Here is a 19,883-nt window from a genome sequence, read left to right on the forward strand (position 1 = left end):
TATGGGCGCGCTTTGCCGCACCCGACAACGCCGTTTACGGCGCGACCATCCTGTTCCTCGGCTTCGTCCTCATCTCCGCCGCATGGGGCGCGTTTTTATCCGGCAACAAAGGCATTTTGTTCAAACAAGGCTTGCCGGCATTTTTGGCCGCCGCAGCCGTCATTGCCGCTTAAACACACCAGCCATTCTTTCCTATTGAACCGACAGAAAGAATGGCTGCCTCAACCTATTTCTCAAAACGCTTCACCACAACAATTAAAACCCGCACACCCGACATTCATGACCATTCAAATCACACCAAACAATCCCCAATACCGCATTGTCGAAATATTTGAAAGCCTGCAAGGCGAAGGCTGGAATACCGGCATGCCCGCCGTTTTCATCCGTTTGGGCAAATGCAATCTCGCGTGCAGCTGGTGCGATACCGACTACCTCAAATTCGGCATGATGAGCCTGTCCGATATTTTAGGCCGTCTGAAAACCTACACGGCGCGCAACATCATCATTACCGGCGGCGAACCCACCATCCAACCGCATTTGGATACCCTGCTCAACACACTCAAAGCCGAAGGCTATTTCCTGTGTATCGAAACCAACGGCCTCAACCCCGCGCCACCGCAAATCGACTACGTTGCCACCAGTCCCAAAGCCTGTTACGCCGCCAAATACGAAAAAAGCTGCATTGAGAAAGCAGACGAAGTGCGAATTGTTGCCGACGGCGATGTCGTTGCGTTTTGCCAAGAGATGGAACACAAAATCCGCGCCCATCATTACTATCTCTCACCTTGCGAACAAGACGGCGCAATGAATATCTACGACACCATCCGCCAAATCGGCGTATTAAACAGCCGATCCGATGCCCCCGTCCATTGGCAACTGAGCGTACAGACGCATAAATGGGCAGGAATAGAATAATTCGTTTGAAATCAATTAAAAACAAAACCTTTACAAAATATTGAATGTAAATACCATTCGATATTCGACCAAATGCACTACTGGCAATGCTCTCAGGCCGTCTGAAAACCCAATTTCAGACGGCCTTTTTTGTTACAAACCTCTTGACCGATTACATAAGATTACGTAAAGTGTGCAACAGTTTTCATAAATTGGTAAAACCAATTTACCTGATAACTGATTGCATCTAAAAAAGGTGGCAATCCTTATTCGAAAAACATCTATTACTCAACACATCGCATCAAACCGCCATTGATTGACGGTTATGGTGCTTGTTGCCCCGAGGATATTCCTATGGCTCTCTTTCTCAGCATTTTCCCCATCATCCTGCTGATTTGGCTGATGGTTAAGAAAAACAGTATGCCGTCCTACGTCGCGCTGCCGATTACCGCCGCGCTGATTTATGCCATCAAACTGTTTTATTTCGGCGACGACGCCATGTTGCTCAACGCAACAGCCGCGTCCGGCCTCGTCTCTACCCTGACCCCGATTACCGTGATTTTCGGTGCCATTATGTTTAACCGCATGATGGAAACCACCGGCTGTATCGACGTCATCCGCAAATGGCTGGCTACCATCAGCCCGAATCCAATTGCCCAGTTGATGATCATCGGCTGGTCTTTCGCCTTTATGATTGAAGGCGCGTCCGGTTTCGGTACGCCTGCCGCCATTGCCGCGCCAATCCTGATGAGCTTGGGCTTCAACCCATTAAAAGTAGCCATCTTCGCTTTGGTGATGAACTCCGTACCCGTATCCTTCGGTGCAGTAGGTACTCCGACTTGGTTCGGCTTCGCACCTTTGGGCTTGGATCAAAAGAGCATTATGGAAATCGGTATGCAAACCGGCGTAATGCACTTCTTTGCTGGTTTCATCATCCCTGTTATCGGCTTGAGCTTCATCGTACCTTGGGCTGAAATCCGCAAAAACTTGGGCTTCATCGGTATCGCCGTATTCTCCTGTACCCTTCCTTACGTTGCATTGGCGATGGTCAATGAAGAATTCCCATCTCTGGTTGCCGGCGCAATCGGCCTGATGGTTTCCGTATTCGCAGCAAACCGCGGCTGGGGCTTGAGCAAAGATTACGCCAAAGACCCGAATGCAGAAAAAGTACCTTTCGCACAAGTTGCCAAAGCACTGGCTCCTTTGGGTATGCTGATCGGTATGCTGGTGGTCACCCGTATCAAACAGTTGGGCATCAAAGGCCTGCTGACCAGCAAAGAAGAATGGTTCAGCTTCCAACTGCCGTTTGATTTGTCCAAAATCACCGTCAGCGACTCCCTGACCATCACCTTCGGCAACATCTTCGGTCAAGGCGTAAACGCTTCCTACCAAACCCTCTACGTTCCGGCTTGGATTCCGTTTGTCTTCACCGTTTGGATTTGCATCCTGCTGTACAAAACCAAATTCAAAGATGCATGGTCTTTCTACGCTGCAACCTTCAACCAAACCAAAAAACCTCTGCTTGCCCTGATGGGTGCGTTGATTATGGTTCAACTGATGATGGTTGGCGGCGATGACTCCATGGTGAAAATCATCGGTAAAGAATTTGCAGCGATGGCAGGCGAACACTGGGTGTACTTCTCCCCATACTTGGGCGCAATCGGTGCATTCTTCTCCGGTTCCAACACTGTATCCAACCTGACATTCGGTCCGATTCAACAACAAATCGCGCTTGATACCGGCCTGTCCGTTACCCTCATCCTCGCCCTGCAATCTGTCGGCGGCGCAATGGGCAACATGGTCTGCATCAACAACATCATCGCCGTGTGCAGCGTATTGAACGTGAACAACGCCGAAGGTGCCATCATTAAGAAAACTGTCATCCCAATGACTATCTACGGCATCATCGCCGTGACTGTGGCTGCAATTTTCTTCTTGTAAACCGCTTCATATCAAAGGCCGTCTGAATATTCAGACGGCCTTTTTTGTATTCTTTCGCTATATTTCTTAAAGAATCATTAATGTATATATTCCGCAACAACCCACATAACCACTTTGCAACACCAAATTACAAACAACTTTCTATTAATAAACAATCGGGTAATCATAAGTAAACACTGTTTTGCAATTTACCCAATTGCCACTACCGACAAAACGCCTAAAATACGCTTCATCTGCAAACGAAAACCCTTTCTCACTTTGCAAGATAACACACAACCCTCATATGGAGCTTAGATCATGAAATTACTTTCTGTTATCACTGCAGCCGCATTGGCTACTGTTTCCTTCTCTGCTGCCGCTGCACCTGCCGGCTTCGTTTCTTACCGTTGTGACGGTGGCAAATCACTGAACGTGATGTACGGCTTTGACCGTAGCGGCCGTGCAGTTACTGCTGACGTAAACGCCGGTGGCAAAAAAGCCTCTTTGGTTGTCGACAAAAAACGTTCTGACAGCACTGGCACTACTTTCACCAACCGTAAAGGCTATGTAATGTCTGCCGGTTTCATCGACAAAAACACCCACACTACTTCTGAAGTAGTTGGCGTGAACGCCCCTAACGGCTCATTCCTGGTAAAAAACTGCGAACCACGTCCACGTTAATCCCAGTTTTCCTATTTAACCGAATCATCCCGGTTTGATAGAAAGGCCGTCTGAAAAACAATTTTCAGACGGCCTTTTGATTCAAGCATATAAAAAAGAGCGTGTACCGTACACGCTCTTTTTGTTTGTTCACACACTAATTAAATACGCATTGGCATCACGATGTATTTGAAGTTAGGATTGTTCGGTACGGTAAACAGCGTTGAACGGTTGGCATCGCCAAAAGCAAGCTGCATATCGTCGGAGTGGATGTTACGCAACACATCCATCAGGTAGCCGATGTTGAAACCGACTTCGAGTTCTCCGCCTTGGTAAGCGATTTCCAGCTCTTCGCGCGCTTCTTCCTGCTCGTTGTTGCTACATACGACACTCAGCAAACCAGGCTGCAGGAACAGTCGCGCGCCGCGGAATTTTTCATTGGCAAGAATGGCGGCACGCTCGAGCGCACCCAAAAGCTGGGTACGGGATACAAGGAAAATTTTGTCGTTATCCAAAGGAATCACGCGGTTAAAGTCAGGGAACTTGCCGTCAATGACTTTGCTGACAATGGTCGTGCCATTGCATTGGAAGCGTACTTGATTGTCCAAAAGCTCAACGGTGATGGACTCGGACGGATTGTTCAACAGTTTGAAGAGTTCCAATACCGTTTTACGTGGCAGGATCACTTCCGTTTTCGGCAGTTCTGCTTCAATTTGGCTGGCCGCATAAGCAAGGCGGTGGCCGTCGGTTGCAACAAGGCGCAATTGGTTGCCCTCAACCTGCATCAGCAAACCGTTGAGATAATAGCGGATATCTTGAACCGCCATGCTGTATTGCACTTGCGAAAGCATGGTTTTGAAGGTTTCTTGAGTCAGCGAGAAAGTCGCGCTGACATCGCTGCCGACGTTCATCAACGGAAAGTCTTCTGCAGGCAGGGTTTGCAGGGCAAAACGGGATTTGCCTGCACGCAGAGTCAAACGGTTGTCCGCCCAATCCAGTGACACCAGCGCACTGTCAGGCAGAGCGCGCAGGATGTCTTGGAATTTTTTAGCGTTGGTCGTAATACGGAAATCGCCTGCCTGACTTTCAGGACCTGCGGTATTGATTTGGATTTCCAAGTCGGTTGCCAAAAGTTTGGTTTGTCCGTCTTTGCTTTCCAGTAACACATTGGACAAAATCGGCAGAGTATGGCGACGTTCGACAATACCGGTAACGGCTTGCAACGGCTTGAGCAGACTGTCGCGATCGGCTTGTAAAATCAGCATGTTCCATTCCTTTGAATTTGAAATCGGTTGATTTGGGTATTTTAAAATATTTTTTGTATTCAGACGGCCTCACATTGACATCTGGCCATCTGAAATTGCATTGGGTTAGTTCTGAATCAAAATCAGCAGTTTCTCGTAGTCTTGCGCCAATTCGGGGTCTTCTTCACGCAATTTCGCCACCGCTTTGACACCGTGCATCACAGTCGTGTGGTCGCGGCCGCCAAAGGCATCGCCGATAGAAGGCAGGCTGAGCGTGGTCAGCTCTTTGGTCAGGCTCATGGCAACTTGGCGCGGACGGGCAATGTTGCGCGTGCGTTTTTTGCCCAATATATCGCTGATTTTAATACGATAGTATTTGGCTGTCGCATCGATGATGATATCGGCGGTAATGACTTTGTGTTTCTCGGCAATAATATCCTGCAAAGCCGTACGCGCCAAATCCATATCGATGACAGGACGGTTCATAAAACGGCTACTGGCGCTGACACGGTTGAACGCGCCTTCCAGCTCACGCACATTGGAGCGGATCAGATTAGCAATAAACAAAGCGGCTTCATCTTCGATACTGATACCGGCTGCTTCTGCCTTTTTCTGCAAAATCGCCACGCGCATTTCCAATTCGGGCGGCTCGAGTTCCAAAGTCAAACCCCATGAGAAACGAGATTTGAGACGGTCGTCCATGCCCTCGATTTTGGCAGGTAATACGTCGCACGTCAGAATCAGCTGTTTTTTCTCGTTGTGGAAATGGTTGTACAGATAGAAGAATTCTTCCATCGTACGGTCTTTGCCTTTGATGAACTGAATATCGTCGATAATCAGCAGGTCATATTGTTTGTATTGTTGCTTGAACACATCGTAAGTGTTGTTGCGCACAGCCTTCATAAAGCTGCGGATATAGTCGTCCGAGTGCATATAGCGCACTTTGGCATCAGGACGGTTTTTCAGCAATTCGTTGCCAATGGCCTGCACCAAGTGGGTTTTACCCAAACCGGTACTGCCGTATAAGAAAAACGGGTTGTAGCCCTGCCCCGGATTTTCAGCAATCGCTTGGGCGGCTGCGGCGGCAAGGCGGTTGCCCTTACCTTCCACCAAAGTTTCAAATGTATAGTCGCGCGACAGATTGGTCTGTTCGTAGCGCGCTTCTTCCGCATCGTGTTGCGCGTCGGTTTTGGCTTTGGCAACTGCTTTAGACTCAGCCGGAGCGGCAGTTTGCACTTGAGGCTCATGCGGCAGGTTTTTCATGCGTTGCGCCAAAATCTCGGCAGCCGTCTTGGCAGAAGCAGGTTTGGAAACCGTTTCAGACGGCCTATCTTCTTCCACTGCCTCTGCAGTTTGCAAAGACATTTGGACAGGCTCTACAAATTCTTCAACTTCAACAACTTCTTGCACTTGCACCGGCGCAACAGCTTGAGCCGCCATTTCATAATGCGTACCTACGCCCGGCTTAAACACAAACGCAGCCTGCTGAGGCACCAATTCGGCACACACGGCGTCAATTTTGGCGGCAAACTGGCTTTTGAGCATATTGCAGGCAAATTGGTTTTTACCATACACCACCCATACGCCGTTTTCTTCGCCCACGGTCAAAGGCGCAATCCATTGCGCAAACTGCCCGGCAGGCAACATTTCGTGAAGGCGGCAAAGGCACAGCGGCCAAAATTCAGCTAACGTCATGAGATTAAGCTCGGAAAATGGAAGATTTGGGAAATACAAGAAGGCAGAGCAGACAGGTAATCCGATAAAAATCAAATTTTTACAATACTCCCGCTGCTTTCAGACGGCCTTGCGCACAGAGAAAAGCAAGGTTGGGCGATTATACCTATTCCGCTCTTTTTTATCCACAACCACTGCAAAATTTTATCCACAAATTCCATCAATGCATAAAACCCGTTGTCACACTTTAGCCAACGAAAAGTTTTTATATTGATTGACAAAAGCGGCAAATTGGAGTGTAATTCACGGTTTAATTATCTACCAATTTTTAGGAAACATCATGAAACGCACTTATCAACCTTCCGTTACCAAACGCAAACGCACCCACGGCTTCTTGGTTCGCTCCAAAACTCGTGGTGGTCGCGCAGTATTGGCTGCTCGTCGCGCCAAAGGCCGCAAACGCTTGGCTGTATAATTTTGAATTACGGCTTCTCGAAGCAGTATCGCTTATTAAAAACGGATGATTTTTCATCCGTTTTTGCGTTGAAAAACCGACGCAGCCGCGATTTGCTGCAAGTCTCCCAGTCCGCGGACAACGCGCTCGGCCATCCGCGCCTTGGTTTGGTCGTCAGCAAAAAGACCGCCAAACGCGCCCATGACCGCAATTATATGAAGCGCGTCATCCGCGACTGGTTCAGGCTGAATCAACACCAGCTACCGCCGCATGATTTTATTGTGCGCGTGCGTCAGGCGTTTAATCGGGAAACTGCCCCGGAAGCCCGAAACCAACTTGCCCAGCTGATGAAAAAACGCCGATGAACACCCTGCTTTCCAAGCTCATCCTCGCACTCATCCGCTTTTACCAATACTGCATCAGCCCCCTCATTCCGCCGCGCTGCCGCTACACCCCGACTTGTTCACAATACGCGGTCGAAGCCGTCAAAAAATACGGCGCATTCAAAGGCGGATGGCTGGCAATCAAACGCATCGCACGATGCCATCCTTTCGGCGGACACGGACATGACCCTGTTCCATAATGCTGCTGTCAACCATTTAAAGAACACGATTTCCTTTAATTTCCCGTCGGTTTCTATATAATGCCGTCTGAAGCAGTTTTCATCTCGATTACCTATCCGTCAATTCCAGGAATCTCTTATGGATTTTAAAAGACTAATGGCGTTTTTTGCCATTTCAGTGGCAATTTTTGCCGGCTGGGAACATTTTTTCCCCAGCCCCAAACCTAATCCGGCGCAACAAGCCGCGCAACAGCAAACGACCGCTGCTCCGGCAAAAGCCGCTGCCGAAGCCGCGCTTGCTCCAGCCACCCCCATTACCGTTACCACAGACACGGTCAAAGCCGTCATCGATGAGAAAAGCGGCGACCTGCGCCAGCTGACCCTCTTGCAATACAAAGCAACCGGTGACGAACACAAACCTTTCGTCCTGTTTAACGACGGCAAAGAATACACCTACGTTGCCCAATCCGAGCTTTTGGACGCACAAGGCAACAACGTTCTGAAAGGCATCAGCTTTACCGCTCCACAAAAACAATACAGTTTGGAAGGCGACAAAGTTGAAGTCCGCCTGAGCGCACCTGAAACCAACGGCCTGAAAATCGACAAAGTTTATACTTTTACCAAAGGCAGCTACTTGGTTAACGTCCGCTTTGACATTACCAACAGCAACGGCCAACCCGTCAACCTGAGCGCAGACTACCGCATCGTTCGCGACCACAGCGAACCTGAAGGCCAAGGCTACTTCACCCGCTCTTACGTCGGCCCGGTGGTTTACACCCCTGAAGGCGGCTTCCAAAAAATCAGCTTCTCTGATTTGGACGACGATGCCAAATCCGGCAAATCCGAAGCCGAATACATCCGCAAAACCCCGACCGGCTGGCTCGGCATGATTGAACACCACTTCATGTCCACTTGGATTTTGCAGCCTAAAGACGGCCAAAGCGTATGCACCGCAGGCGACTGCCGTATCGACATCAAACGTCGCAACGACAACCTGTACAGCGCAAGCGTCAGCGTGCCTTTAGCCGCCATCCAAGCCGGCGCTAAAGCCGAAACCGCCATCAACCTGTATGCTGGTCCGCAAACCACTTCCGTTATCGCCAACATCGCCGACAAACTGCAACTGGCCAAAGACTACGGCAAAGTACACTGGTTCGCCTCCCCACTCTTCTGGCTCTTGAACCAACTGCACAACATCATCGGCAACTGGGGTTGGGCAATCATCGTTTTGACCATCATCGTCAAAGCCGTATTGTACCCATTGACCAACGCCTCTTACCGCTCTATGGCAAAAATGCGTGCCGCCGCGCCTAAATTGCAAGCCATCAAAGAGAAATACGGCGATGACCGCATGGCGCAGCAACAAGCCATGATGCAGCTTTACAAAGACGAGAAAATCAATCCGCTGGGCGGCTGTCTGCCTATGCTGTTGCAAATCCCCGTCTTCATCGGTCTGTACTGGGCATTGTTCGCCTCCGTAGAATTGCGCCAAGCGCCTTGGTTGGGTTGGATTACCGACTTAAGCCGTCCGGATCCTTTCTACATCCTGCCTTTTATTATGGCGGCGACCATGTTTGCACAGACTTATCTGAATCCGCCGTCAACCGACCCAATGCAGGCGAAAATGATGAAAATCATGCCTTTGGTTTTCTCCATCATGTTCTTCTTCTTCCCTGCCGGCTTGGTTCTGTACTGGGTAGTCAACAACCTCTTGACCATCGCCCAACAATGGCACATCAACCGCAGCATCGAAAAACAACGTGCCCAAGGCGAAATCGTTTCTTGATAAAAGCTTAGGTAACACAAAGGCCGTCTGTTGTTCAGACGGCCTTTTTTATTTCCCCAAACAAATACAGTTTGAGATTGAACCCAATCCAGTTTTACGCGGCATACAACACAAAAATCGTCGGGCGTTTTTTCAAATTCGGCATTTCTTTTCTTTTTCGCCACTGCGCAATCGTCTGGCTTATGATTTCCTGTGTCGGCAAGGTCAAGTCCGTAGCCACGCACAAGCGCGTTTCAGGATGCAGGTTTTCTACCGCATCAGCCAACAACGCATCGTTGCGATACGGCGTTTCGATAAACAGCTGCGTTTCATTCTGCTGGCGCGAACGTTGTTCCAAAGCCTTCAAACTCTGAATCCGCTCATTTCTTTCAGACGGCAGATAACCCTTAAACGCAAAGTTCTGACCATTCGCACCTGAAGCCATCAGCGCCAGCAACAAGCTGGACGGGCCGACCAAAGGCCGTACTTCAAAACCGTGTTTATGCGCCAACGCCACCAAATTCGCGCCCGGATCGGCAACAGCCGGACAACCCGCCTCGCTGACAATGCCCATACTGCGCCCTTCTTGCAAAGGTTTCAGCAGTTCCGGCAAAGTCTTCAAATCCGTGTGTTCATTCAGCGTTTGCAGATTCAGTTCACGGATAGGCGTAGTCACGCCCAAATGTTTCAAATGCGCGCGCGCTGTTTTTTCCGCTTCCACGACAAAATCCGTCAGCCCGACAATCGCCTGTTGTTCATGCAGCAACAGGCATGGCGTATCAGGCGCACCCAAAGGGGTAGGAATCAAATACAAAATCGGTTTCATTCTTGCAACTCCAAAAAATCTCAGGCCGTCTGAACACATTCAGACGGCCTCAAACTATAAAACTTCCACACCTTCGTTTTTCAAAAAATCAATCAGACAGAAAATCGGAAGGCCGATCAAAGCATTCGGGTCCGTACTTTCAATCCGCTCCAACAAAGCAGCGCCCAAACCCTCGCTCTTTGCCGCACCGGCACAATAAACCGCATCCGACTCGCGTTCCAAATATCGGCTGATTTGAGCCTGCGTCAACTGTCGCATGGCAACCACCGTATAATCGACATGATGCTGAACCTTGCCCGTAGCAGTATTCAAAAGCACGATTGCGCTGTAAAATTCAATCCGTTTTCCGCTCAAGTCCGCCAGCATCTGTTGTGCATTTGCGACGTTCATCGGCTTGCCCAATTGGCGTCCTTCGCACCATGCGACTTGGTCTGCGCCGATAATCAGCGCGACAGGAAAAGCCGCCGCCAATGAACGGGCTTTGCCTTCCGCCAAACGCAGCGCCGTCTCGCCTGCATGCTCGCCCGCAATAGGCGTTTCGTCAAAATTAGGCGATGCCGTCTGAAAATCGATACCCAAACGGCGAAGCTGTCCGCAGCGGAAAACCGAACTCGACCCTAAAACCAAAGGCAGTTTTACTTCCATATTTTTACTTAAAAACATTGACGTTAGACCGCCGAAATTATATCATACTCCGTTTATGTCATACCCTAATTTGATTGACCCAGAAGTTTTCGCCGCCGAAGGGCAGAATCTGCAAGGCAGCTTCCTGCTCGAAGAATTGGATGAACGAGTCAGTTCGCACGATTATCCGGCCGACAAACAGACACGCGTGTCGTTTACGCTGCAAGGCGGTCGCGACCGGCTGCACCGTCTGTTTCTCGATTTAAACGTCAAAGCCGACATGCCCCTGATTTGCCAGCGTTGCATTACGCCCATGCCGTTTCTACTCGATGAAACCAGCCGTATCGTCCTGTTTGCCGATGAAGAGAGTTTGGACGAAGCCATGCTTGCCGATGAAGAATTGGAAGGCATGCTGCTCGAAAAAGAGCTTGACGTGCGGACTCTGGTTGAAGACCAAATCCTGATGTCGCTCCCTTTCTCCCCTCGACACGAAGACTGCGGCAACAATGGAACACTGGAAGAAGTCAATCGGGACAAACCAAACCCCTTCGCTGTTTTAGCAGGTTTGAAAAGCAGTTAATTAGGACACAGTTTATTTATCTAGGAGCTTGAAATGGCCGTTCAACAAAACAAAAAATCCCCTTCTAAACGCGGTATGCACCGTTCACACGACGCTCTGACTGCGCCTTCTCTGTCTGTTGACAGCGCAACCGGCGAAGTACATCGTCCACACCACATTTCTCCAAACGGTATGTACCGTGGCCGTAAAGTGGTAAAAGCTAAAGGCGAATAATCTGTTCGTCTGACTGAAAAAGCCAGAATATTGCCATGCAATGACTGGCTTTTTTGCATTGCACCCTGTATTTTCCTCTTCGGAAGCACACCATGAAACGTAAAATCTGGTACACCTACGACGACATTCACCGCGTAATCAAAGGATTGGCGGAAAAAATCCAAAACTCCGGCACCAAATACGATGCCATGATTGCCATTGGCGGCGGCGGTTTTATCCCTGCCCGCATGTTGCGCTGCTTCTTGGAAATCCCGATTTACGCCGTCACCACGGCCTACTACGACAACGATCACGAAGGTCAGGTGACCGAGGAAGTGAAAAAAGTCCAATGGCTTGATCCCGTTCCCGATGTACTGAAAGGCAAAAACGTACTGGTTGTTGACGAAGTGGACGACAGCCGCGTTACCATGGAGTTCTGCCTGAACGAATTGTTGAAAGAAGATTTCGGCACCATCGGCGTGGCAGTATTGCATGAAAAAATCAAAGCCAAAGTCGGCAAGATTCCCGAAGGCATCCCTTATTTCAGCGGCATTACCGTTGAAGACTGGTGGATCAACTATCCTTGGGACGCGCTGGACATTGACGAACACAACAAATTGGCCGCGCAAAACCAATAAATCTGGCACGACGTCGCAACAAGCCTTTTCATCTGATTTTCAATTCAATCTCCTGAAAATCAGATGAGTGTGCTTTTCCGATTATTTGAGGCCGTCTGAAACACACAAACCGGAGAACAACATGATTACACTGGCCGTAGATGCCATGGGCGGAGATGCAGGCCTTGCGATTACCGTCCCCGGTGCAGTGGATTTCCTGAAACAGCAATCCGACGTACATCTGATTATGGTCGGAGATGAAGCAGCAGTCCGCCAAGCATTAAGCTCGGCAGGCGCGCCTATGGACCGCATCACCGTCTGCCATGCAGCACAAGTTGTTGAAATGGATGAAGCGCCGCAATCCGCGCTGAAAAACAAAAAAGAATCATCCATGCGCATCGCCATCAACCAAGTCAAAGAAGGCAACGCGCAAGCCGCCGTATCGGCAGGCAATACCGGCGCACTGATGGCAACCGCCCGATTCGTCCTCAAAACCATTCCCGGCATTGAGCGCCCTGCCATCGCCAAATTCCTGCCTTCCGACAGCGAACACGTTACCCTAGCTTTGGATTTGGGTGCCAACGTTGACTGCACTCCCGAACAACTGGTTCAATTTGCCATCATCGGCAGCGAGCTGGTACACGCGCTGCACCCTGAAAAAGGCAGCCCGCGTGTCGCCCTTTTGAACGTCGGCACTGAAGACATCAAAGGTACGGATGCCGTCAAACAAACCTTTAAACTGTTGAGCAGCAGCAAACTCAACTTCATCGGCAATATCGAAAGCAACAGCGTTTTGTATGGCGAAGCCGATGTCGTTGTCGCAGACGGTTTTGTTGGCAACGTTATGCTCAAAACCATCGAAGGCGCGGTTAAATTCATGAGCGGCGCCATCCGTCGTGAATTCCAAAGCACCCTGTTCAACAAACTTGCCGCCATTGCCGCCCTGCCCGCGCTCAAAGGCTTGAAAGGCAAACTCGATCCGCGCAAATTTAACGGCGCCATCCTGCTTGGTTTACGCGGTATCGTGATTAAGAGCCATGGCGGAACCGACGAAGTCGGCTTCCGTTATGCTTTGGAAGAAGCCTACCACGAAGCCAAATCTGCCGGCCTCGCTCAAATCGAACAAGGCGTAGCCACCCAGCTGGCTGCTTTGGAAGCCGCCAAAGCAGCAGCCGAACAGGAAGAAACCGCTGCTCAAACAACAGAAGCTTAAGGCTGATATATACAGGCCGTCTGAAATTCCAAAAAGTTCAGACGGCCTGTTTTTATCTTTAATCACCGACTTCATTCTTAATATTGGGAATTTTCCCATTTTCGCTTACAATACCCGACTATCTGAATCAACTCTCTAAAAAGGCCGTTCTCATGCAATATGCCAAAATTTCCGGTACAGGCAGCTACCTTCCTGCCAACCGCGTCAGCAATGACGACCTTGCAAAAAAAGTGGACACTTCCGACGAGTGGATTACCACGCGTACAGGTATCAAATTTCGCCATATTGCAGACGACAGCGAAAAAACCAGCGATTTGGCCGCCGAGTCAGCGCGCCGCGCCTTGGCAGATGCCGGTTTGCAGGCTGACGATATCGACCTGATTATCGTCGCCACAGCTACCCCCGATATGCAGTTCCCTTCTACGGCAACCATCGTGCAGCAAAAATTGGGCATTGCCAACGGCTGCCCTGCCTTTGACGTACAAGCTGTGTGCGCCGGTTTTATGTATGCCCTAACCACTGCCAATGCCTACATCAAAAGCGGCATGGCGAAAAACGCTTTGGTTATCGGCGCTGAAACCTTCAGCCGTATCGTCGATTGGAACGACCGCACCACCTGCGTCCTCTTTGGTGACGGCGCAGGCGCGGTTGTCTTAAGCGCATCTGACGAACCGGGCATCATCCACAGCAAACTCAAAGCCGACGGCAACTACCTCGACCTTTTGAACGTCCCCGGACAAATCGCCAACGGCCAGATTTGCGGTTCGCCCTACATCAGCATGGACGGCCCCGGCGTATTCAAGTTTGCCGTCAAAATGCTGTCCAAAATCGCCGATGACGTTATCGAAGAAGCCGGTTACACCACCGATCAAATCGATTGGCTTGTGCCGCACCAAGCCAATAAGCGCATTATCGACTCTACCGCCAAACACTTGGGCTTGAGCATGGACAAAGTGATCTTGACCGTCCAAGACCACGGCAATACTTCCGCCGCCTCCATTCCGCTGGCACTGGATGTCGGTATTAAAACCGGCCAAATCAAACGCGGACAAAACCTCTTGCTTGAAGGCATCGGCGGCGGTTTTGCCTGGGGTGCGGTCTTAGTAAAATACTAACGATTGGGCCGTCTGAACACCCTTTTCAGGCGGCCTATTCTGCTAAACCCCATGAAATCCCTAACGTTTGCACTCTGCATCAGCAGCCTGTTTTTAAGCATAACGGCTGCAATATTGCCCAAACTGGCAATCGCCTATCTCGCACTGAGTGCATACGTTTTCCTGCTTTACTACCTAGACAAACAACGCGCACGCAACCACGGCAGACGCATACCCGAAGCAAAATTGCACCTGCTCAATCTGCTTGGCGGCTGGCCGGGCGGTTATTGCGGCAGCCTCGCATTCAGGCACAAAACCAGCAAACTCAGTTTTGTCCGCACCTTCCGACTGACCGCCGCAACCAATACTGTCGCCACCCTCCTTCTGCTGGCGGACACCCTCAAACATTCAAACCAATAAGGAATTACCATGTCTTTCGCATTCTTTTTCCCCGGACAAGGCTCACAAAGCCTAGGCATGATGAACGGCTTTGCCGAGCAAACCATCGTTAAAGCCACATTTGACGAAGCTTCCGCCGTATTGGGTCAAGACCTGTGGGCAATGATTAACGGTGAAGATGCCGAATTAATCGGACAAACCGTCAACACCCAGCCCATCATGCTGGCTGCCGGCATTGCCACCTACCGCGCCTATTTGGAAGCCGGCGGTAAAATCCCTTCAGTCGTTGCAGGCCACAGCCTCGGCGAATACACCGCCCTCGTCGCCGCCGGCGCATTGGATTTTGCAGACGCAGTCAAACTGGTTCGTCTGCGCGCCGAACTCATGCAATCTGCCGTACCGCAAGGCGTAGGCGCAATGGCCGCCATTTTGGGTTTGGAAGATGAACAAGTAAAAGCCATTTGTGCCGAAGCTGCACAAGGCGAAGTCGTTGAAGCCGTCAACTTCAACTCTCCAGGCCAAGTTGTGATTGCCGGTAATACCGCCGCAGTCGAACGCGCCATGGCCGCCGCCAAAGAAGCCGGAGCCAAACGCGCCCTGCCGCTGCCCGTTTCCGTTCCCTCACATTGCAGCCTCATGAAGCCTGCAGCCGAAAAACTTGCCGAAGCACTGAAAGACATCACCATCAAACAACCACAAATCCGCGTCATTCATAACGCCGATGTTGCCTCTTACGATGATGCCGACAAAATCAAAGATGCCTTGGTACGCCAACTGTACAGCCCGGTGCGCTGGACAGAAACCGTCAACGCGCTTGTTTCCGAAGGTATCACCGAATCCGCCGAATGCGGCCCCGGCAAAGTCCTCGCAGGCCTCGCCAAACGTATCAACAAAGAAGCCGTATGCAGCGCATTGACCAATGCCGATCAAGTGGCTGCATTTATCGAAGCCCACTAAAACGTTTTCAGACGGCCTTCCTCAAAAAGGCCGTCTTTAATTCTTAAATATAAACCAGTAAAATAACAACAGAAAAGATGGGGAAGAAATTCTAAATCAGAAAACATAGACACAAATTACAAGAAGGTTCATCTTAATAACCGTTTTTAATGCATATTTCAAACCAAGTAACTTTGCCAGACTCCTGCCTACAGGAAAATATAGTATGATATTTACAAATAATTGAAAATTGTCATAGAATGAATATAAATATCACAATTGTAAATACTGGAATTAAGTCGTCTAACTTATGGCAACTTGATTACGAAAACACCTTTAACAAGTCCTAATCAATATAAGAAATAGTTATGAGTAAAACAATATTATTTGGAATGCCTACTGTATCTGGATTGTATAAACTAATTGATAAGAATTTGAAATACCATGGTTTTAAAGTTATTAATATTACAGAAGACTTTGAAAACTTCCATTATCCTTCTATTTCTAGTTGGCTAAAAGTAAAATGGAGAAAATTTATTTACAAAGATATATCTGCTAAAAGAAATTTAAAATGTTCAACATTACAGAATATTATTACAGAGAAAATTAAGAACATTGGCGAATTAGACTATGCTTTATTAATTAGTGGCGACATATACAATAATGATTTTATTCAATTTCTTAATAAAATAAGTCAAAATGGTGTAGTTAATTATCAATTTGACGGTTTACATCGATTTCCTTCAATTTACTCTTTAATAAATGAATTTAATAGATGTTATGTTTTTGATTCAAATGATTTATATAATTCAGAGTACCGTCTCTTTCCTGCAACAAATTTCTATTTTGACTATGAGCTAGATAACCTTCCCGAAAGAACAGTAGATTTCTACTTCACAGGTGTTCATATGGACTCCCGAGCAAAAGTAATTGCTAATTTTGGACGCTATGCAAAAACAAGGAATAAGAGTACTGACATAAATATATTTTGGAAAAGATACGCAGATGGCAGAAAAATATACCCTGATGAGAGCATTACACTTATTGATAAAACAATCAGCTTTGAGGAAAATATTAAACGCGCCCAACATGCAAAAGTATTAATTGACTTTGTTATTGATAAGCATAATGGCTTATCTTTTCGCACTTTCGAAGCACTAGGAAATAAACAAAAGCTTATTACCACAAATACACAAGTAAAATACTATGATTTCTATCACCCTAATAATTTCCTAGTTTGGGATGGATATGATTTTGCACAGCTAGATGAGTTTTTAGCAAAACCCTACGTTGATATTGATGAGAAAATTCGACAAAAGTACAGCTTTAAGAATTGGATTAGTTATATACTACAAATTCAACCATATGAAGAAATAAAGCTTCCAAATCCAATAGAGGATATAAAAGTCAGACCATAATGATAGCCCCATATAAGAAATCAAAAACTCACTATCATATTTTTGGATAAATGTCTTTTAAATTTCTATTAATATGAAAATTAAACTTATAATTTAACTGAAGACTAAAAATAGGGCGAAAATGCATAAACATCAACCTCTTATATCCATTATTATTCCATGCTATAACTCAGCTATTTACATCAAGGAAACTTTATCAAGTATTTATCACCAGTCTTATCAAAACTTTGAAATTATAGCTATTGATGATGGATCAAACGACAATACCTTAGAAATTCTATATGAAGAAGCAAAAAAAGAATCTAGATTAAAAGTACTTTCACAAGAAAATACTTACTGCGTTAAAGCTCGTATTCATGCTATTCAACATGCCCGTGGTGATTATCTTGTTTGTCTAGATTCAGATGATCTTTTGGGAATAGACTATTTGAAAGTATGTGTAGATGCAGCTGAAGCTGATAAGAAATTAGCAATTGTATATACCGATGCCTTTCTTTTTGGTGCGAGAAATGAACCATGGAAGTTACCTAAATTTGCCTTACCAGACTTTTTACTGCAAAACTGCATCTATATTACTGCCTTAATCCGAAAAAAAGATTACGATTCAGTGGGTGGCTTTGATAGCAACATGACTTTTATTGAAGATTGGGAACTGTTTATTTCCATCATTAAAAATGGTGGAAAAGTCAAACGGATTCATCAGCCTTTATTTTACTACCGACAACGACTCGACGAATCATCAGTGAGTAATTTAGCCTCTGATATAAAAGTCTCAGACAACCTACTAAAAATTTATAATAAACACTATGATTTTTACAAAGAAAACGGGATTTTCCTACAACTTTTAACTTCATACACACTAAAACAATATGAATTAAAACGAAAAAAATATAACAATCCTTTGAGAAAATATTTTTATAAATGGTTTAACCCCAGAAGATATCAAAAAATCCAACCCTACTTGGAATAGTAACAAATGAAACGAATATTAAAAAAAATATTTCATACTTGGAAAATACAACGTCAGCTTCAAGCAAATTATCACTTTATTTCAAGTAATCCTTATATATATAAGTCAGAAAACTATCCAGATAGTTTTCTAAGTAAGGTTATTAAGCAAACAACATTCATAATTGACAAGAATCCCGTTCCTAGAAAAATTTACACTTTTTGGACTGGTAACAATCCTATGTCAGAATCCCGTCAATCGCATTTTGAGCTTCTGAAACTAGTTGCAGGAGTAGAAGTGGTATTGATTACTCCAAATAATTTATCAGAATATATTTTACCTGAGTATCCACTGCACCACGCATTTAAATACTTATCCTTAGTACATAAAGCTGATTATCTACGTTGCTATTTTATGCATCATTACGGTGGAGGTTATAGTGATATTAAAGCTGCTCAATACAATTGGAGTCCTGTTTTTGACACTTTAGATTGTAGTAATGCATATTTTATTGGCTATCCTGAGATTAAAGTAGAAGACTTAGCACCTGTTGAAGGCAAGATTGGCGAAGATATGCAATGTTACTTTAGTATCATAGCTGGAAATGGCGCCTATATTTTTCGCAAACAAACCCCTTTTACTCAAGAATGGTATAACGAACTATTAAATAGAATGGATAATTACGCTGAGCAACTGGAGAATAATCCTGGTAACGTTCTAGGCAATAACCCTGGATACCCTATCCCTTGGACAAATATATTAGGAGATATATTTCACCCTTTATGCTTGAAATATACTGATAAAATTCTCCTTGATAATACTTTACGTCCAAATTTGGAAAACTATCGTTAAATTAATAGCGTGGTTAACATCTAAACATTTAATTACTATTTATACAGCATGTAATATAAATAGTATCAAAAGGAAACAACATGAGTACACAAGATTTGAGCGGCAAAATCGCTTTGGTAACCGGCGCATCGCGCGGTATTGGTGCGGCGATTGCCGATACTTTGGCTGCGGCCGGTGCAAAAGTTATCGGTACAGCCACCAGTGAGAGCGGTGCGGCTGCAATCAGCGAACGCTTGGCACAGTGGGGCGGCGAAGGCCGTGCATTGAATTCTGCCGAACCTGAAACCATCGAAAACCTGATTGCCGACATCGAAAAAGAATTCGGCAAACTGGATATTCTGGTCAACAACGCTGGCATTACCCGCGACAACCTCCTGATGCGCATGAAAGAGGAAGAGTGGGACGACATCATGCAGGTTAACCTCAAATCTGTGTTCCGCGCATCCAAAGCCGTATTGCGCGGCATGATGAAACAGCGTGCCGGCCGCATCATCAACATCACATCCGTTGTCGGCGTGATGGGCAATGCCGGCCAAACCAACTATGCGGCCGCAAAAGCAGGCTTAATCGGCTTCTCCAAATCTATGGCGCGTGAAGTCGGCAGCCGTGGCATTACCGTCAACTGTATTGCCCCCGGCTTTATCGACACCGATATGACCCGCGCACTGCCGGAAGAAACCCGCAAAACCTTTGAAGCGCAAACTTCTTTGGGCAAATTCGGTGAAGCGCAAGATATTGCCGATGCAGTCTTGTTCTTGGCTTCTGATCAGGCAAAATACATTACCGGTCAGACACTTCATGTCAACGGCGGCATGTTGATGCCTTAAACCGTTTGTTTATTTAAAGGCCGTCTGAATATTTCAGACGGCCATTTTTGTCAATCAAAACACTACTTTACATTCTATCTTGATATAATCTTAATAATCCGTTAGATAACGCTCGAAACAGTAAGTCCAAATAAGCATGATACGGGAAATCAAATCGCAGAAATGAAGTTCATTCCGTGCGTT

General features: G+C 47.0%; 23 protein-coding genes. 19 read left to right on the forward strand and 4 right to left on the reverse strand.

Annotated features, from left to right (window positions below):
* The 4 genes from O3682_RS10330 to O3682_RS10345 form a co-directional block, all read left to right on the forward strand.
* Nucleotides 1-173, forward strand: a 173-nt coding sequence (locus O3682_RS10330) for a DUF1304 family protein (RefSeq protein ID WP_371510012.1), incomplete at its 5' end; no start/stop codon positions are given.
* 106 nt (nt 174-279) lie between these two features.
* A complete protein-coding gene (locus O3682_RS10335; protein WP_371509963.1) occupies nt 280-915 on the forward strand; it encodes a 7-carboxy-7-deazaguanine synthase QueE in 636 nt (211 codons plus the stop codon).
* A gap of 333 nt (nt 916-1,248) precedes the next feature.
* Nucleotides 1,249-2,835, forward strand: coding sequence for an L-lactate permease (locus tag O3682_RS10340; protein ID WP_371509964.1), 1,587 nt, complete (start codon nt 1,249-1,251; stop codon nt 2,833-2,835).
* A gap of 297 nt (nt 2,836-3,132) precedes the next feature.
* Nucleotides 3,133-3,495 carry an ACP-like domain-containing protein gene (locus tag O3682_RS10345; RefSeq protein WP_004520408.1) on the forward strand — a complete coding sequence of 121 codons (363 nt, stop codon included), beginning with the start codon at nt 3,133-3,135 and terminating at the stop codon, nt 3,493-3,495.
* A gap of 140 nt (nt 3,496-3,635) precedes the next feature.
* Here the strand turns inward: O3682_RS10345 and dnaN are convergent, their stop codons facing one another.
* Nucleotides 3,636-4,739 (reverse strand): DNA polymerase III subunit beta, encoded by a 1,104-nt coding sequence (dnaN, locus tag O3682_RS10350; protein WP_004520410.1) that lies wholly within the window; start codon nt 4,737-4,739, stop codon nt 3,636-3,638.
* A 105-nt stretch (nt 4,740-4,844) separates the two neighbouring features.
* Nucleotides 4,845-6,413: a chromosomal replication initiator protein DnaA gene (dnaA, locus tag O3682_RS10355; RefSeq protein WP_371509967.1), complete on the reverse strand. Its 1,569-nt coding sequence runs from the start codon at nt 6,411-6,413 to the stop codon at nt 4,845-4,847.
* Between the two features lie 319 nt (nt 6,414-6,732).
* On the opposite strand from dnaA, the gene rpmH reads away from it, so the two are divergent.
* The 4 genes from rpmH (at nt 6,733) to yidC (ending at nt 9,194) form a co-directional block, all read left to right on the forward strand.
* Entirely contained in the window at nt 6,733-6,867 is a 135-nt protein-coding gene (gene rpmH, locus O3682_RS10360; RefSeq protein ID WP_002214728.1) for a 50S ribosomal protein L34, read from the forward strand.
* Nucleotides 6,868-6,869: 2 nt separating this feature from the next.
* Complete coding sequence (rnpA, locus tag O3682_RS10365) at nt 6,870-7,211, forward strand: ribonuclease P protein component (protein ID WP_371509969.1); 342 nt, start codon at nt 6,870-6,872, stop codon at nt 7,209-7,211.
* On the forward strand, nt 7,208-7,429 hold the full coding sequence (gene yidD / locus O3682_RS10370; RefSeq protein WP_063069052.1) for a membrane protein insertion efficiency factor YidD: 222 nt from the start codon (nt 7,208-7,210) through the stop codon (nt 7,427-7,429). The genes rnpA and yidD overlap by 4 nt, the downstream gene beginning before the upstream one ends.
* A 118-nt stretch (nt 7,430-7,547) precedes the next feature.
* Complete coding sequence (gene yidC, locus O3682_RS10375; protein ID WP_371509970.1) at nt 7,548-9,194, forward strand: membrane protein insertase YidC; 1,647 nt, start codon at nt 7,548-7,550, stop codon at nt 9,192-9,194.
* A 94-nt stretch (nt 9,195-9,288) separates the two neighbouring features.
* On the opposite strand, the gene O3682_RS10380 is transcribed toward yidC, so the two are convergent.
* On the reverse strand, nt 9,289-9,999 hold the full coding sequence (locus O3682_RS10380; RefSeq protein ID WP_371509972.1) for an SAM-dependent methyltransferase: 711 nt from the start codon (nt 9,997-9,999) through the stop codon (nt 9,289-9,291).
* Between the two features lie 54 nt (nt 10,000-10,053).
* Nucleotides 10,054-10,644, reverse strand: a complete 591-nt coding sequence (locus tag O3682_RS10385) for a Maf family protein (protein WP_371509974.1) — start codon at nt 10,642-10,644, stop codon at nt 10,054-10,056.
* 55 nt (nt 10,645-10,699) lie between these two features.
* On the opposite strand from O3682_RS10385, the gene O3682_RS10390 reads away from it, so the two are divergent.
* The 11 genes from O3682_RS10390 (at nt 10,700) to fabG (ending at nt 19,700) form a co-directional block, all read left to right on the forward strand.
* Complete coding sequence (locus tag O3682_RS10390; protein ID WP_070460410.1) at nt 10,700-11,203, forward strand: YceD family protein; 504 nt, start codon at nt 10,700-10,702, stop codon at nt 11,201-11,203.
* A gap of 33 nt (nt 11,204-11,236) precedes the next feature.
* Nucleotides 11,237-11,416, forward strand: a complete 180-nt coding sequence (gene rpmF / locus O3682_RS10395) for a 50S ribosomal protein L32 (RefSeq protein WP_002240035.1) — start codon at nt 11,237-11,239, stop codon at nt 11,414-11,416.
* A 92-nt stretch (nt 11,417-11,508) separates the two neighbouring features.
* The gene (locus O3682_RS10400) at nt 11,509-12,033 is read left to right on the forward strand and encodes a phosphoribosyltransferase (RefSeq protein ID WP_049332638.1); all 525 of its coding nucleotides are present in this window, start codon (nt 11,509-11,511) and stop codon (nt 12,031-12,033) included.
* A gap of 121 nt (nt 12,034-12,154) precedes the next feature.
* Nucleotides 12,155-13,225, forward strand: a complete 1,071-nt coding sequence (gene plsX, locus O3682_RS10405; RefSeq protein ID WP_371509976.1) for a phosphate acyltransferase PlsX — start codon at nt 12,155-12,157, stop codon at nt 13,223-13,225.
* A gap of 152 nt (nt 13,226-13,377) precedes the next feature.
* Nucleotides 13,378-14,340, forward strand: coding sequence for a beta-ketoacyl-ACP synthase III (locus O3682_RS10410; protein WP_371509978.1), 963 nt, complete (start codon nt 13,378-13,380; stop codon nt 14,338-14,340).
* Between the two features lie 51 nt (nt 14,341-14,391).
* Nucleotides 14,392-14,739 (forward strand): DUF1294 domain-containing protein, encoded by a 348-nt coding sequence (locus O3682_RS10415; RefSeq protein WP_371509979.1) that lies wholly within the window; start codon nt 14,392-14,394, stop codon nt 14,737-14,739.
* A 9-nt stretch (nt 14,740-14,748) separates the two neighbouring features.
* Entirely contained in the window at nt 14,749-15,675 is a 927-nt protein-coding gene (gene fabD / locus O3682_RS10420) for an ACP S-malonyltransferase (protein WP_371509982.1), read from the forward strand.
* Between the two features lie 347 nt (nt 15,676-16,022).
* Complete coding sequence (locus O3682_RS10425) at nt 16,023-17,072, forward strand: WaaS/CpsH family glycosyltransferase (RefSeq protein WP_371509984.1); 1,050 nt, start codon at nt 16,023-16,025, stop codon at nt 17,070-17,072.
* A gap of 121 nt (nt 17,073-17,193) precedes the next feature.
* Nucleotides 17,194-18,042, forward strand: a complete 849-nt coding sequence (locus O3682_RS10430; RefSeq protein WP_371509986.1) for a glycosyltransferase family 2 protein — start codon at nt 17,194-17,196, stop codon at nt 18,040-18,042.
* A gap of 6 nt (nt 18,043-18,048) precedes the next feature.
* Nucleotides 18,049-18,873: a capsular polysaccharide synthesis protein gene (locus O3682_RS10435; protein ID WP_371509988.1), complete on the forward strand. Its 825-nt coding sequence runs from the start codon at nt 18,049-18,051 to the stop codon at nt 18,871-18,873.
* Between the two features lie 80 nt (nt 18,874-18,953).
* Complete coding sequence (fabG, locus tag O3682_RS10440) at nt 18,954-19,700, forward strand: 3-oxoacyl-ACP reductase FabG (RefSeq protein WP_371509991.1); 747 nt, start codon at nt 18,954-18,956, stop codon at nt 19,698-19,700.
* The last annotated feature ends 183 nt before the right edge of the window (nt 19,701-19,883 follow it).

Origin of the sequence: Neisseria sp. 27098_8_112 (genome assembly GCF_041433235.1) — a bacterium.
In the GTDB taxonomy this organism is placed as follows: Bacteria; Pseudomonadota; Gammaproteobacteria; order Burkholderiales; family Neisseriaceae; genus Neisseria.

Coding starts and splice junctions, on each gene's coding strand:
- O3682_RS10380 (WP_371509972.1), bottom strand. CDS start 9,999: ATGAAACCGATTTTGTATTTGATTCCTACCCCTTTGGGTGCGCCTGAT.
- O3682_RS10345 (WP_004520408.1), top strand. CDS start 3,133: ATGAAATTACTTTCTGTTATCACTGCAGCCGCATTGGCTACTGTTTCC.
- yidC (WP_371509970.1), top strand. CDS start 7,548: ATGGATTTTAAAAGACTAATGGCGTTTTTTGCCATTTCAGTGGCAATT.
- rpmH (WP_002214728.1), top strand. CDS start 6,733: ATGAAACGCACTTATCAACCTTCCGTTACCAAACGCAAACGCACCCAC.
- O3682_RS10425 (WP_371509984.1), top strand. CDS start 16,023: ATGAGTAAAACAATATTATTTGGAATGCCTACTGTATCTGGATTGTAT.
- O3682_RS10415 (WP_371509979.1), top strand. CDS start 14,392: ATGAAATCCCTAACGTTTGCACTCTGCATCAGCAGCCTGTTTTTAAGC.
- fabD (WP_371509982.1), top strand. CDS start 14,749: ATGTCTTTCGCATTCTTTTTCCCCGGACAAGGCTCACAAAGCCTAGGC.
- dnaA (WP_371509967.1), bottom strand. CDS start 6,413: ATGACGTTAGCTGAATTTTGGCCGCTGTGCCTTTGCCGCCTTCACGAA.
- O3682_RS10385 (WP_371509974.1), bottom strand. CDS start 10,644: ATGGAAGTAAAACTGCCTTTGGTTTTAGGGTCGAGTTCGGTTTTCCGC.
- yidD (WP_063069052.1), top strand. CDS start 7,208: ATGAACACCCTGCTTTCCAAGCTCATCCTCGCACTCATCCGCTTTTAC.
- plsX (WP_371509976.1), top strand. CDS start 12,155: ATGATTACACTGGCCGTAGATGCCATGGGCGGAGATGCAGGCCTTGCG.
- O3682_RS10430 (WP_371509986.1), top strand. CDS start 17,194: ATGCATAAACATCAACCTCTTATATCCATTATTATTCCATGCTATAAC.
- O3682_RS10335 (WP_371509963.1), top strand. CDS start 280: ATGACCATTCAAATCACACCAAACAATCCCCAATACCGCATTGTCGAA.
- O3682_RS10435 (WP_371509988.1), top strand. CDS start 18,049: ATGAAACGAATATTAAAAAAAATATTTCATACTTGGAAAATACAACGT.
- O3682_RS10340 (WP_371509964.1), top strand. CDS start 1,249: ATGGCTCTCTTTCTCAGCATTTTCCCCATCATCCTGCTGATTTGGCTG.
- fabG (WP_371509991.1), top strand. CDS start 18,954: ATGAGTACACAAGATTTGAGCGGCAAAATCGCTTTGGTAACCGGCGCA.
- rpmF (WP_002240035.1), top strand. CDS start 11,237: ATGGCCGTTCAACAAAACAAAAAATCCCCTTCTAAACGCGGTATGCAC.
- O3682_RS10400 (WP_049332638.1), top strand. CDS start 11,509: ATGAAACGTAAAATCTGGTACACCTACGACGACATTCACCGCGTAATC.
- dnaN (WP_004520410.1), bottom strand. CDS start 4,739: ATGCTGATTTTACAAGCCGATCGCGACAGTCTGCTCAAGCCGTTGCAA.
- O3682_RS10410 (WP_371509978.1), top strand. CDS start 13,378: ATGCAATATGCCAAAATTTCCGGTACAGGCAGCTACCTTCCTGCCAAC.
- O3682_RS10390 (WP_070460410.1), top strand. CDS start 10,700: ATGTCATACCCTAATTTGATTGACCCAGAAGTTTTCGCCGCCGAAGGG.